This window comes from Lipingzhangella rawalii (assembly GCF_031628175.1).
GTDB classification, from domain to species: domain Bacteria; phylum Actinomycetota; class Actinomycetes; order Streptosporangiales; family Streptosporangiaceae; genus Lipingzhangella_A; species Lipingzhangella_A rawalii.
The window spans coordinates 1-12,815 of the sequence record NZ_JAVLVT010000010.1 but is presented as its reverse complement, the minus strand read 5'-3'; the positions used below and the strand labels follow the sequence as shown (position 1 = coordinate 12,815).

Genomic DNA, 12,815 nt, shown 5'->3' with positions numbered 1-12,815 from the left:
CCAGCTTGCACGGTGCGATGCGGACGACTACGGGGCGTGTCCGCTGCCCGGTGCCGGGCTGGTTGTGGACGCCTCCGGCCGGGGCGGCCGGGTCACGACCACACCAGCCGGGTGGCCGTCTCGGCCGGGAACGGCGTACTGCCGTGGTGCAGGTAGAGCAGCTCCTGGCCGCGGGTGCGGCTGCTGTTCGGCTGGGCTCCGGTGTAGACCGCGGCACCGTCGGAGACCCAGGTGTTCCAGGCTCGGGCGAATGCGTCGGCGCCGGCACGGTTGCGCGCCAGGGCGGTGGGCACCCGGTGGTAAGTGACGGGGTTCACCGGAAGGCGCCCGGTGTGGGCCGCGTCCAGCAGCCGTACCGGCGCGGGATCGGGCAGAGAGAGCTCGTAGCGGGGAATGAGGTAGCGGATACGTCCCACGAGCGGGGACAGCACCTCGTCGAAGGCGCTGGTGAAGAGCTCGGCCTCGCTGTCTTCGCCAGCCCTGCCGACGCCGTCGGTGCTTGCTGTGTTGGCTGTGTTGGCTGTGGAGTCGGGGGCGAAGGTGATGCGATAGGTGCCGTCGGCGCCGACATGCGGCCGTAGTCCGGCGGATCCCATCCGCAGCTGCCCCGTCTCGTGCAGGGCGTCGGCGACCGCGCAGCCGATGCGCAGGACGTTGGCGTCGGCAGCCGCGGCACGGGCGTAGGGGGACAGGGCACGGCGCCGCGTATGCCGTGTGTACAGCCACCAGCCCGTCGCCACCACCGTGGCGACCGCCGTGAGCAACACCGGCAGTGCGTCCGGGGCGCCCGGGGCCAGGGTCAGCCCGACGGTTCCCCCGAGGCCCAGCAGGGTCACGCTGGGGGCCAGGCGGGTACGCCACGGATGCCGTCCGGGCAGCCGGGTCTGCCGGGTGGGGGTGAAGCCGCGTCGGGACGGGACGGCGAGTGGCGGTTGCGCGTGGCCGGCCGCGGCCCCGGAGTGGGTGGTGGGCCGGGGGCTGTGGGTGCGGATCTGGAGCGTGGGCAGCAGCGTGTCCACGTAGGGTTCCCCGATGCGCCAGCGGGCGCGGGTGGCCTGCCGGTCCTGGGCGCGGGCGATCATACGGGCGTTGATCGCGTCCAGGTCGACGGTGGGCGGCGGGGCATAGGGCGAGAACTGGTCGTCGATGTGCGCGACGCCGCTCAGGACCTCTCCGGCTGCGTTCACCCCGAGGTACCCCTGGTGCTTACGAACGAGCCGGTCCCAGTCGGCGTGGCCCTTCGGGTGGTCATCACTCACACACGTCACGGTCCAGGTGTGCGCCACCTTGTCTGGATCGGTGGGATCCAGGCGCAGGGCACGTCCCCGGTTCTGGGTGACCGCGGTGGTGGTGGTCGCGGTGGTCAGATCGACGACGGTGTTGATCTGGGGCGCGTCCCAGCCTTCGCCGAGCAGGGCACGGGTGCCGATCAGGGCTTGGGCGTGACCGGCTTCGAGATATTCGGTGACGAGCCGCACCCAGGTGCGCGACGTCCAGGCTCCGGTGATGTGAGCGAGTGGGGAGGCCGGGTCGGTATCGGCGCCGGCGGGTTCCACCCGCAGATGCAGCCCGGGGTGGCGCTGGTGGAGCCAGGAACGGAGGTTCTCGGCCACGCCGGGGGCGGCCGCCACAGTGCTGCCGGTGACCAGGATGGGGTTGAGGTGGCGGGTGCGTTCGTCGCCGCTGAGGAGCTCCAGCAGGAGCCACGCGGATCCGGCTTCGGCGGGGAGGACACCGCGCAGCCGCGGGCTGAGCCGCGCGGTGGCGTGCTCGTGGTCGCAGAGCACCAGCAGGCGCAGGTGCGCCCCGAGGGTGGCGGCCTCGACCCCGGCGATCTCCACGGCGGCGTGCGACTTCGCCGCGCTGCGGGCCAGCACCCGATCGGCGGGGGAACGGCCCCGGCGGATGCCGTGTTTGGTCAGCTGGTAGCCCACGGCCGGCAGGGCGGCGCGTATGCGGTCGAGAGCTTGCGCGTCGGTGGTGGGGGCCTCGGGGGATTCCTCCGGCGGTTCGGTGGCCTGTGCGGCACGGGGGCGCAGGCAGTGGGTGACGTAGTCGTTCAGGAGGGCAATCCAGTCCTCGGCGTGGGGGGCGTGCCGGTGGCGTTCCACCAGGCGGGCTCCGGGTGGCAGGTCGATGAGCCCGGCGTGGTGGAGTCGGAGTGTGGCGTCGGCGGTGGCGCCGTGCCGGCGGGCGAGTTCCTCCCAGTCCAGTTGGTGTCCCTCCGCGGTGCGACGTTCGTGGAACCGGGTGTGCAGCCAGCCGAGAAAACTGACGCTGGCGAAGTCGGGGTCGAGGAGGTCGGTGCACAGTTCCTGGAATCGCTGCCCGTTCTCGGCGAGGTAGTCCCGCTCGGTGGGGGTGGGGCTGGTGAGCCAGGCCAGCTCGGCGAAAGGGGCGAGGTAGCCGTCCCGGACCAGGGCGGGAATGGACGCCCCGTGAATCACCGGTCCGAACAGGGTGTCGACGAGTTCGTGTTCGGTGGCGCTGAGGCTCTCACCCGGTGTTCCCGTGAGTCCGATGACGTGGGCCTCGGGCATCTCGGTGAGAATCTCTGCCAGCAGCCGGCCCCACACCTGGAGGAGGTGGTGACACTCGTCCAGGACCAGGGTCAGCGGGCCGGCGTCGTGGAGGGCAGCCACCAGCTGCTGACCGTTGGGGTGGAGCCGTTCCCGCAGGGAACCGGTCCGGTCGCGCCCCTCCTCGTCGGTCTCCGCGTCCGGGGAGAACACCGCGAGTGACTGGTAAGTCAACACCGTGACCGCGTCGGTGAGACTGCGGCTTGCCCCGGCAGTGGGGGCGCTGGTGCCGCTGGTGCCGTCCGGGTGGGTGAAGAACTCCCAGTGCTCGATCCACTGGCTCTGGATGGCGGTGTTGGGGGTGAGGACAACGGTGCGGCGTCCCAACCGTCGGGCGGCCTCCAGCCCAACCAGTGTCTTCCCCGAGCCGGGCGGGAGCACCACCCAGGCTCGCCGGTCACCACGACGCCACCGTGTGGCCAGCGCGGTCAGGGCCTGCTGCTGATAGGGGCGCAGCTCTCCCGGCCAGTACGACATCAACAGCGGATACTCCGCGCCGCCGGCGGATCCGGGCTGCGTCGACACGGTGGCCTGCCTCTGCACATACGGGGGTGTGGCGCTCAGCTATACCCGCTGGGGCGGATCGTGTCCAGTGCGCCCGGTGCACGGCCGGGGAGTGGTGTGGGCGGAGGTGTCCCACGGATCCGGGGTGGTTTTCGCAGGCTGTGGTAACTGTGGGGCTGGTGTGACGGTCGCGCCGGGTGGGACTGGTCTGTATTCTGGGCCATTAGTTTCCGGATGTCGGGATCATCCGAGATTGGGGGTGCACGAGCGGAACGGTGCCGTGGTTCCGTGTGCCTCCCGCGGCGAGACGGTGACCGGACGTGCAACCCAACACCAACACTGCCCCGGAACGGTACGTGAAGGAGAGTGGTCGTGGAGTACTCGGACCGGTCGCAGCGGCCGGCCGATGCCGCCGGTGCCTCCCGGCCGGCGCGTCGCCCGTCCCGGCTGCGGCGGCTGTTCGGACGTGGCGAGCCGGACAGCCCAGCGGAGCATCCGGTACAGCAGCCGTCCAGTCCGCAGCAGCCTCCCGCCGCGCCGGGAACCGGGCCGCACCCGAGCGGCTGGGCCTCCACGGCCCAGCACCCCGTCCCGTATCCGCAGCACCCGCAGTATCCGGGCGGCTATTCGGGAGCGGGCACCACCCAGTCCGGCTATCCCCAGCAGCCGGCCCCGGCGCCGGGGTACCCGACCCAACCGGCCCCACCCGGACAGCCCGCGTATGCTGCATATCCGGCATACCCGGGCTACCCGGGTGCAGGCACATATCCACCCGCCGGCTATGCGCCCGCACCGGGCGGCCCCGCCGCCCAGCCGGGGGCGCCGCCCGTGGCTGCGGCGCCACAGCAGTCTCCGCCGTATCCCCCGCAGGCCTATCCCGCCCCACAGGCCCCCGCGCAGCAGCCATCCGGTCCTGGGCCAACGGAACGCGGGGAGGAGCACGGCGCGGCCGTCGCGGGCGGCGACACGAGCCCCACGACCGACCATCTGCTCCCCAAAGCCCTGGCGAACCTGGCCCTGCGGGATCTCACCCTGGTGGAGTCCCTACTGACCCTGATTCAGCGGGTTGAGAGCGAGGAGCACGACCCCAAGCTGCTGGACATCCTGTACCAGGTGGACCACCTTGGGGCACGCATGCGCCGCAACTGTGAAAACCTCCTGGTCATGGCGCAGCAGCCCGTCGACCCGGCGCACAGCGAACCGGTGGCGCTGCTGGACGTGGTGCGTGCGGCACTCTCGGAGATTAGCCAGTACACCCGGGTGCGCCTCCAATAGCTTCCGCAGGTGTTCGTTGCGGAGCACACCGCGGATGACCTCAGCCACCTGCTCGCCGAGCTACTGGACAATGCCCTGGCCAATTCCGCGGAGAACCTTCAGGTCACGGTGCGCGGGCGCTACGGGGACGATGGAACCCTGGTGCTGGAGGTCGCCGACGACGGGATCGGGATCCCCGAGGAGCGGTTGGAGCGTATCAACGCCGAGCTGCGTCAACCGCCGCGACTCACCGAGGACCGCCTCCGGCACATGGGCCTCTACGTCGTGGGGCAGCTCGCCCACCGGCACGGCTTGCGCGTGCGCCTCCAGACCCGGCCGTTCAGCGGCACCAGCGGATTCGTGTGGGTGCCCGCAGCCTCGGTGCTGCTGCGGCCGAGCCGTGCGGACGGGGCCGAAACATCCCCCGCCGATCCGACTCCGGGGTCCGCGTCCACCGCCGTCCAGGACCCCACCCAGACGTCCGCCGCCCCGGTCGGCGCCACGGACGGCACGGGCAGCGACGACAGCGGACGTCCCGAGCCCGCAGCGGCCACCCAGGACGAGCTGCCGCCCCTGCCGCGTCGTGACCCCGGCCGGGGGGCCGCCGGACTGCGGGTGATCCCGGGTGAAGTTCCCGGGGACACCGCAGCGCCAGCAACTCCGCAGACAGCCACCGGTGGCACCCCCAGCTCCAGCGGGTCCACCCCCACCGGCGGTTCCGTCCCGGCCGAAGAGGCGGGCGGCGATGGCGAGACCGCGTTGCCGCAGCTGCCGCGTCGCCAACCGGGGCACTCCGCCAGCGCGGACGCGTTCGTGCCGCGGTCCGGGGCCACCCTGGCGGACGGGGCCGGGCACCGTCCCGACCCGGCCGGCGCCATGGAGGACAACGTCGAGGAGGCCGCGGAGGACGAGGAGGAGTTCGTTCCCGTGCGCGGGGCCCCACCGTCGGGGGGTGGTGACGCCCAGGCCTACGCCGAACGGCTCCGGGCGGAGCTGAGTGGCTTCGTGGCTGGTCGGGAGGAACACGCCGCGCAGGCACGCGCTCAGACCGCCGACCCGGACACTGTCCCCGAGACCGCCGCCGCGTCGACGAGCGAGCCGGATGCCGGGGGGCACCAGGACCATCCGGACGGCAGTAGCGGTGGGGCCGGTGGCGACGGCACAGCCGACGGTGGAGAGGAGCAGCGGTGACGGCAGGAACAACCGGGGTTGAACGGTTCGCGTGGCTGGTCAACAGCTTCGTCAACGACGTGCCCGCCGTGCAGCACGCGGCGGTGGTGTCCAGTGACGGGCTCCTGTTGACCACCTCCACAGAGCTGAGTCCCGAACGGGCAGAGCAGCTGTCCGCCGTCGCCAGTGGCATGCTGAGCCTCGCCCACGGGGTGTCCGAGCTGTTCGCGCAGGGACGCTTCGAGCGGACCATTGTTCGGATGCAGCGCGGCTATCTCTTCCTCACCACGGTGGCCGAAGGCTGCTGCCTCGCAGTCCTCGCCGGTGAACGCTGCGACACCAAGGTCGTGGCCTACCAGATGGCGCTGTTCGTGGAAAAGGCGGGCCACGTGTTGACCCCCGCCCTCCGTGGCCAGCTCAGGGAAGCGGTGGCGCGCTAGCATCCGTGCTCGTGCCCCAGAACGAGGAGGAGCGATCGACGTGGCTGCCAGACCGCAGCGCAGTAGCCGGATTCGCTCGTTCGCGCTCACAGGCGGACGGACCCGGCCGCGGCACCCACTGCTGCTGGAGACCCTGGTCTCCGCCGTGGGCGGGGGCGGAGGCGGAGCCCGGGACACGACCGGGTTCGCCGAGCTCAGTCCCGAACAGCGCGACATCTATCTCGCCTGTGCCCAGCCGAGGTCGGTGACCGAGATCGCGGCGAACCTGCGCATGCCCGTGGGCGTGGCGCGGGTGCTGATCAATGACCTCGCCGAGCAGGGCCGGGTGCGGATCCACCCCACCGTGCAGCGCGACGCCGCCCCCAACCGTCACCTGTTGGAGAGGATCCTCCATGGGCTCGATTCCATCGCCCAGTAGCTCGGAGATGGCCCCCGCCGTCACCTCAGCGAAGATTGTCGTTGCCGGTGGCTTCGGAGCCGGCAAGACCACCCTCGTCGGTTCGGTGTCGGAGATTCCGCCGGTGAACACCGAGGCGATCATGACCGAGGCCAGTGTCAGCCACGACGATCTGAGTCACACTCCGGACAAGTCCACCACGACCGTGGCTATGGACTTCGGGCGGCTCACGATCGAGGAGGGGCTGCTGCTGTACCTGTTCGGTACCCCCGGCCAGGACCGGTTCTGGTTCATGTGGGAGGACCTGGTCCGCGGAGCGCTGGGGGCGGTCGTGCTTGCGGACTCGCGGCGCCTGGCGGATTCCTTCCAGGCCATTGACTACTTCGAGAAGCATCATGACCTGCCCTTCCTGGTGGCTCTCAACCGGTTCGAGGGGGTGCCGATGCATCCCTTGGACGAGGTGCGGGACGCCCTGGCGCTGGGTCCCGAGGTTCCGGTGGTTGCCCTGGACGCGCGCAGTCGCCGGGAGTCGGCGGGAGTGCTGGCGCACCTGCTGCGCTACGCCCTGTCCAAGCAGCAGGAGCCGGCGGCCCGATGACGGGCTCCGGCGGGGACACAGTGGTCGGACACACGGGTGGTAGCGGGGAGACACGATGCGCAGGATTCTGATCGTGGGTGGAGGACAGGCCGGGCTTCAGCTCGCCCTGGGCCTCCAGCACCACGACTACGACGTGACGCTGATGACCGCGCGGACCTCGGACGAGCTGCGCACCGGGCGTGCGGTGTCCTTCCAGGCCCAGTGGTTCCAGACCCTGGCCATGGAACGGAACTACGGGCTGAACCTGTGGGACGACGAGGCCCCCGACATCGACGGGCTGCGGGTGCGGTTCGCGGGGTTCGGGGGGTTGCCCACCTTCGACTTCTTCGGGCGTTCTCCCCAGCCCGCGCAGTCCCTGGACGAGCGGCTCAAGGTGCCCGAGTGGCAGGACCTGTTCGAGCAGCGGGGCGGTACCGTCATCATCTCCCCGGTCACCAGCAGCGATCTGGACCAGCTCGCGCGCATGTTCGATCTGGTCGTGATCGCGGCGGGCCACTCTGGTCTGGCGGAGATGTTCCCGCCCAACCCCCGGCGGAGCCTGCCCGAGGTCACACCCACCACCACCGTGGCCGCCTACGTTCAGGGCGACACCTACCCGGAGACCAACCAGGGCACGGTGGACCTGCTGCCGAACCACGGGTTTCTCACGACCCTGCCGAGCCTCACCCGCAACGGTCCCGGCCGTGTCTTCTACATCACCAGCCCCTCGGACGGGGTGCTGGCCTCGTGGCCCGCGCGGCTGCGTCCCGCCGAGCATCTGGACCTGATGCTCCAGACGATGCGGGAGTTCGCTCCCCATCTACACGAACATTTTCGGGAGGTCGAGCTGGTCGATCACCGTTCGGTGGCCGTGGACCACGTGGTCCCGCGTGTGCGGGAGCCCGTGGCGCAGCTCCCGTCCGGGGGTCTGGTTATGGGAATCGGGGACACGGTCCTGTCCACGCTGCCGCAGCTGTGCCAGGACCCCAACAACGCCAGCCAAAGCGCCGAGATCACGCTGCGCCACATCCTCGCCCGCGGTGATGAACCCTTCGACAGCGCGTTCATGCACGCCGCGTTCGAGGAGTTCTGGGACTACGCGCACCACATGGCCGGCCCCGTTGCCCAGGTGATCGTGGAGCGCCGGCCGTTCCTGATGGAGCTGTTCTACGCCGCCAGCGAGCACGCGCAGATTGGCGACCGGTTCGTGCGCGGACTGGGCGATCCCGCGGACTATGCGGGCTGGTTCACCACCGCCGAGGACGCCCGGGCCTACATCGCCGGCGTTGCTGACCGGGCGGCCGTTCGCACCTGATGACCTGCCACGGGCCAGCGCCGGCCGTTCCGGCCGTTCCGTGGGTGCTGGCCGGCTGCCGCGTGACCGTCCCGATGGGAGCGCTGGTCGGCGAACCGCTCACCGCGAGCAGGACCGCAGCGACGGTGCCGCACGGGACAGCCGGGATGGCCGGGCTGGCCGGGGAGGGCGCTGGGTGCCGCCGTCACAGCGAAATGTTGCCGTGAATGTCCTTGGCCATGACGACGTTTCCGGACACGTCCCCCTGCACGGTGTTGGTAACCGACTCCTGCCCGGGCTCGAAGTGGGGACGCAGCTCGGCCACGAGTCGACGCACCTCGGGGTCGTCGCTAGCGGAGAGCGCGGCGGCGAGGCGCTGCACCGCCTGGGGGTCCTCCGGGTCGATCTGGGCCGCGGCCAGGGCTTCGCGTGGGGCGGTGTCGCGCTCGTCGCTGTCGGTGACGCGCCGCATCACCGCCTCGCGCAGCCGTTTCAGGGCCGACTTCGCCGTATCACTGAGGGACTCGGCCACCTTGCCCGCGACGGCGGTCGCGATCGCGACCGTCACCGGATCGCTCATGCTCACTCCCTGGGGTGGGGGGAACGGAACGGGGGATTCTGTGTCTCCACCGTCTCCACCCTGGCACGGTCCCCGAGCCGTCGCCAGACCCATCCGGCGAGCAACCGCCAGCCGAGCAGCGTGGCCCCGAGCAGAACCAGGGTGGTGACAACGAACGACAGCTCCACAGTCGTGCTCTGCCCGGACACCAGCCGCAGCACCATCCCGCCCGCGACCGTGCCCAGCCACAGCGCCACGCCGGGCCACACCGCGCCCAGCGGACTGCGCCAGGCCCGGCTCGCCAGCCAGGACAGCGCCAGCGCCACCAGGAACGGCCAGGCGGTCTGTGCCAGCCCCACCAGCGGAATCGTGGCGTCGTGGGTGGCGCGGCCCCCCGCCGCGAACGCGAGGACCCACGCCACGTCGACCAGAACCGCGCACCCAACCACCCACGCACGTGTCATACCGCCAGGCTATGGCGTTGGTTCCGGTAGCTCGGCCGGGTCCTGGTCCCCCGACTGCGCACCCGGGGCGTCCTGCTCTTCCCGTTCCGACTGCGGGGCGTCCGGGGCGGGTGTCGCGGGCGGGGTGGCATCGGGCTCTGCGGCACCGACATCGCCGGGGTCGGGCACCTCGGGGGGCTGGGGATCCGCCAGATCGTTGGTGAGCAACTCGAGGTTCCACTCGTCCAGGATTGGGTTGAGGGGCTGGAAGTAGGTGGTGCCTCCCAAGACACAGTCGCCGCTGCCGCCGGAGGTGACGCCTTGGGCCTGGGTTCCGGCGAGCCAGGAGCCGCCGGAGTCGCCGGGTTCGGCGCAGGCGCTGGTGCGGGTGAGCCCGTGCACGGTGCCCTCGGGATAGTGCACGGTTTCGTTGGTGGCCTTGATCGTGCCGCAGTGCCAGCCGGTGGTGCCGCCGGAGCGGCAGACCTCCGCGCCGACCGGGGCTTCCTCGGCTCCCGTGATCGCGATCGCGCCGTTGTCCGGCTGGTAGTCCATCACCCACGGGCTCGGGGTCCACGCCGCGTCGGTATCCACCCAGCCCATATCGGCGTCCGGGAACTCCGCACCGGCCACGACCCCGTCCGGATCGACGGTCGGGGTTCCCTCGGTGCCGCAGTGCCCGGCGGTCACGAATCCACCCTCGACCGCGAATCCGACCGAGCACAGCCCCAGCCCGGCCTGGTACTCCGCACCACCCACGACGTTGGCGCCGTCGGACTGCTCCGGGCTCTGCTCGGCGTCGCCGTCGGGTGGTGCGGTGGCGTCGAAAAGTTCGGGCTGCTGGGCGCCGGGGATGACCTGGACGGCACCGTCTCCGGAACCCGTTGCGTCGGCCTGGTCGATACCGGCCGCCGTGAGGACCTCGGCGCCGTCCTCGGCAGCCTCGGGCAGGGTCTCGATGACCACCGTGTTCTCCGGAACATCGATGTACCAGCTGGTGACTCCCTCGACGGGTTCGGTGTCATCGAGCTGAGCGAGGACCCCGGTGAGTTCGTGTTCGGCGTGGGTGACTAGCTCGGGCTCGGCGCCGGCCTGCTCCACCTCGGCTGCCGCGGCCTCCTCGGTGACCTGCACCGTCAGCGTTCCGGTCGCGGAGTCGAACACCGCGCCACCGAAAGTGTCGTCGAGCTCGGTACGCAGATCATCGGCCAGGCTCGCGGCTTCCTCCTGTTGTTCCAGGAGAGCGAGCACCTCCTCGGTGTCCAGGCCGAGGCTGTCCTCCAATGCGGCAAGCTGCTCGCCCAGCACATCGTCGATCTCTTCGGTGAGTTCCTCCCCACCGGCGGGAGCGGACCGAAGAGTCTCCAGGTTCCATTCGTCGCTGGTGAGCACGATCGTGGTGGCGACGACGAGGACGATCGCGACCAGGGTCGCGCCGATCAGAGTGAGCAGGCAGGATTTGCGCACGCCGCGGCTCCTTGGGTCGGTTTCGGGGCGAGGCACGCCGGAGCGGGGGCGTGCCCGACGGCCGCCGGGGAGGCTGGCCGCGGCACCGGAAGGGGGATCCGGCACCGCACGGCTGGGACGGTTTCCCGCCCGGCACCGGTTCCGCACGGATCCCCGGGACGGTCCCTGCGTGGGGAGTGCCGCGGGGGGTGGACGGACACAGCGGGTGACTCCCGCCTGCCCGTAGGTCGGGCCATCATTCGGCGCCGGAGCCACCTGGGGGATTGTGGTGGCGGTGGTTGGTTGACCGTGCGCGTCGTGTTGGCCGCCGGCGGCGTCGCGCCCTGGGGGCGCTCCCCCGCACGACGGCCAACGGTGGGGGCGGTGGTGGTGTGTCCGTGGGTGTTGTGGCCCGGGTGTTCGTCCTGCCGCCCGGTGCATATCCGCGATGGGGTGCCCTGGTCTCCCACACCACGGGCCAGCGGAGGCGTGTGCGGGCTCGCGGTTGCGGCCTGGGACCGCATGTACGCCACCAGGGACGAAGGCACCGACGCGGGCGTCGTCGAACAGGTGCGTAGTCGACTCTGCGCCAGGGTCGCGGTACCCGACACTGCTGAATCCACGAAACGCGGCCCTGGCCCCGAGGGAGGATGGGGCCAGGGCCGCGTGGACCTGGTCTGGTCGTTGACGGTTCCCTAACCGGTCACGAGGTCAAGGTTCCACTCGTCCAGGATTGGGTTGAGGGGCTGGAAGTAGGTGGTGCCTCCCCAGGTGCAGTTGCCGCTGCCGCCGGAGGTGACGCCTTGGGCCTGGGTTCCGGCGAGCCAGGAGCCGCCGGAGTCGCCGGGTTCGGCGCAGGCGCTGGTGCGGGTGAGCCCGTGCACGGTGCCCTCGGGGTACTGCACGGTTTCGTTGGTGGCCTCGATCGTGCCGCAGTGCCAGCCGGTGGTGCCGCCGGAGCGGCAGACCTCCGCGCCGACCGGGGCTTCCTCGTGACCGGTGACGGTCACCGTGCCGCCGGAGTGGTCAGTGACCTCGGGGGTGGGGGTCCAGCCCGGGTCGGTCTCCACCCAGGCCTTGTCGGCGCCGGGGAAGTCCGAGCCGGCGACGACCCCGTCCGGGCCCGAGGTCTGGGTGCCGACACCGCCGCAGTGGCCGGCGGTCACGAAGCCGCCGTCGACGGAGAATCCGACCGAGCAGGTTCCCTGTCCGGTCTGGTAGTACTCGCCGCCGACGATGTTCTGGAACAGTTCGGGTCGTTCGGCGCCGTCCCGGACCTCGACCGTGGTGGCCGCGTCGTCGACACCGGCCGCGGTGAGGAACTCGGTTGCGGCGTCACTTTCGCCATCCAGGGTCTCGACGACGACCGTGTCCTCCTCGACGTCGGCGTACCAGCTGGTGATGGCTTCGTCGGCGGAGTCCTGGGCGGCGTCCAGGTCCGCCACGATCTCCTCGAGGGCATCCTGGCCGTTGTCGACGAGTTCGGCCTGGGCCCCGGCCGCGGTGACCTCGGAGAGTGCCGTCTCGTCGGTGACGTGCACCGTGAGGTCGCCGGACTCGGAGTCGAACACGGCGCCGCCGAATTCGCTTCCGAGGTCGGTTTCCAGCTCGGCTTGGACCTCGGCCGCCTCCTGCTGGAGGTCGACCAGGTCGGCCGCGTCCGTGGGGGAGATGTCCAGGCTGTCGGCCAGCGCCGCCACCTGGCCGTCGGGGGTGGCCGCATTGGCGGCCCCGGTGGTGGCGGTTGTGCTGACGTCCTGACTGTCGGCGCTGGCCAGGGCCACTCCGCCGGCGACGAGTCCGCCGGTGAGGACCAGGGATCCGGCCACGCCGATGAAACGGGATGCGTGCACGCTCCCAGCTCCTTTGCATATGGGGGGCAGTGTGGCGGGGATGCGCGCTGAAGAGCGGGGACTCACCGCGTATCCCGCGCCAGAGCTATGCGTTCTGAGGGGCGCATAGATCATTCGGTTGTTCGACCGTTTACCGAACGTTCGGTAAACAGTTCATCACTCTAGAGGGCTGCCATCGCGCTACGAAAGTGGATCAAGGGAAGAAAATCCATCAATTTCGTCTAGGGCTACGGATGGGGATGATCCACACAAATGGTGCAGATGGGGGAAACACAGAGGATGACCTGGAGATCCGCTGG

Annotated in this window: 12 protein-coding genes; 7 read left to right on the top strand and 5 right to left on the bottom strand. The window is 70.8% G+C overall.

The annotated features are described in order from the left end of the window. Positions 1-92: 92 nt before the first annotated feature. The gene (locus RIF23_RS17530; RefSeq protein WP_310913674.1) at positions 93-3,104 is read right to left on the bottom strand and encodes a DEAD/DEAH box helicase family protein; all 3,012 of its coding nucleotides are present in this window, start codon (positions 3,102-3,104) and stop codon (positions 93-95) included. Positions 3,105-3,455: 351 nt separating this feature from the next. On the opposite strand from RIF23_RS17530, the gene RIF23_RS17525 reads away from it, so the two are divergent. From RIF23_RS17525 to RIF23_RS17500, 6 genes are read left to right on the top strand one after another with little or no spacing between them, the layout of a single operon-like run. Continuing rightward, positions 3,456-4,358 (top strand): histidine kinase, encoded by a 903-nt coding sequence (locus RIF23_RS17525; protein ID WP_310913673.1) that lies wholly within the window; start codon positions 3,456-3,458, stop codon positions 4,356-4,358. A 9-nt stretch (positions 4,359-4,367) separates the two neighbouring features. Next, positions 4,368-5,528 (top strand): ATP-binding protein, encoded by a 1,161-nt coding sequence (locus tag RIF23_RS17520; RefSeq protein ID WP_310913672.1) that lies wholly within the window; start codon positions 4,368-4,370, stop codon positions 5,526-5,528. Beyond that, the gene (locus RIF23_RS17515; protein WP_310913671.1) at positions 5,525-5,947 is read left to right on the top strand and encodes a roadblock/LC7 domain-containing protein; all 423 of its coding nucleotides are present in this window, start codon (positions 5,525-5,527) and stop codon (positions 5,945-5,947) included. Before RIF23_RS17520 ends, RIF23_RS17515 begins: the two co-directional genes overlap by 4 nt. A 40-nt stretch (positions 5,948-5,987) precedes the next feature. Next, positions 5,988-6,365 carry a DUF742 domain-containing protein gene (locus tag RIF23_RS17510; protein ID WP_310913669.1) on the top strand — a complete coding sequence of 126 codons (378 nt, stop codon included), beginning with the start codon at positions 5,988-5,990 and terminating at the stop codon, positions 6,363-6,365. Then, positions 6,340-6,942, top strand: a complete 603-nt coding sequence (locus RIF23_RS17505) for a GTP-binding protein (protein WP_310913668.1) — start codon at positions 6,340-6,342, stop codon at positions 6,940-6,942. The genes RIF23_RS17510 and RIF23_RS17505 overlap by 26 nt, the downstream gene beginning before the upstream one ends. Before the next feature lie 55 nt (positions 6,943-6,997). Further along, positions 6,998-8,236 carry a styrene monooxygenase/indole monooxygenase family protein gene (locus tag RIF23_RS17500; RefSeq protein WP_310913667.1) on the top strand — a complete coding sequence of 413 codons (1,239 nt, stop codon included), beginning with the start codon at positions 6,998-7,000 and terminating at the stop codon, positions 8,234-8,236. A 184-nt stretch (positions 8,237-8,420) separates the two neighbouring features. On the opposite strand, the gene RIF23_RS17495 is transcribed toward RIF23_RS17500, so the two are convergent. Genes RIF23_RS17495 through RIF23_RS17485 form a run of 3 tightly spaced genes read right to left on the bottom strand, consistent with a single transcriptional unit; the run spans position 8,421 to position 10,684 of the window. Then, the gene (locus RIF23_RS17495) at positions 8,421-8,795 is read right to left on the bottom strand and encodes a hypothetical protein (protein ID WP_310913666.1); all 375 of its coding nucleotides are present in this window, start codon (positions 8,793-8,795) and stop codon (positions 8,421-8,423) included. A gap of 2 nt (positions 8,796-8,797) precedes the next feature. Beyond that, positions 8,798-9,238, bottom strand: a complete 441-nt coding sequence (locus RIF23_RS17490) for a DUF3054 domain-containing protein (protein ID WP_310913665.1) — start codon at positions 9,236-9,238, stop codon at positions 8,798-8,800. A 9-nt stretch (positions 9,239-9,247) separates the two neighbouring features. After that, on the bottom strand, positions 9,248-10,684 hold the full coding sequence (locus tag RIF23_RS17485; protein WP_310913664.1) for a S1 family peptidase: 1,437 nt from the start codon (positions 10,682-10,684) through the stop codon (positions 9,248-9,250). A 468-nt stretch (positions 10,685-11,152) separates the two neighbouring features. Here RIF23_RS17485 and RIF23_RS17480 point away from each other — a divergent pair, with 468 nt between their 5' ends. Further along, positions 11,153-11,362, top strand: a complete 210-nt coding sequence (locus tag RIF23_RS17480) for a hypothetical protein (RefSeq protein WP_310913663.1) — start codon at positions 11,153-11,155, stop codon at positions 11,360-11,362. Here RIF23_RS17480 and RIF23_RS17475 read toward each other — a convergent pair. Beyond that, complete coding sequence (locus RIF23_RS17475; protein ID WP_310913662.1) at positions 11,359-12,516, bottom strand: S1 family peptidase; 1,158 nt, start codon at positions 12,514-12,516, stop codon at positions 11,359-11,361. The two genes, RIF23_RS17480 and RIF23_RS17475, sit on opposite strands and share 4 nt — an antisense overlap. Between the last annotated feature and the right edge of the window lie 299 nt (positions 12,517-12,815).

Excerpts from the sequence above, each read along its gene's own strand:
- RIF23_RS17505 (WP_310913668.1), top strand. The coding sequence starts at position 6,340 with ATGGGCTCGATTCCATCGCCCAGTAGCTCGGAGATGGCCCCCGCCGTC.
- RIF23_RS17500 (WP_310913667.1), top strand. The coding sequence starts at position 6,998 with ATGCGCAGGATTCTGATCGTGGGTGGAGGACAGGCCGGGCTTCAGCTC.
- RIF23_RS17495 (WP_310913666.1), bottom strand. The coding sequence starts at position 8,795 with ATGAGCGATCCGGTGACGGTCGCGATCGCGACCGCCGTCGCGGGCAAG.
- RIF23_RS17490 (WP_310913665.1), bottom strand. The coding sequence starts at position 9,238 with ATGACACGTGCGTGGGTGGTTGGGTGCGCGGTTCTGGTCGACGTGGCG.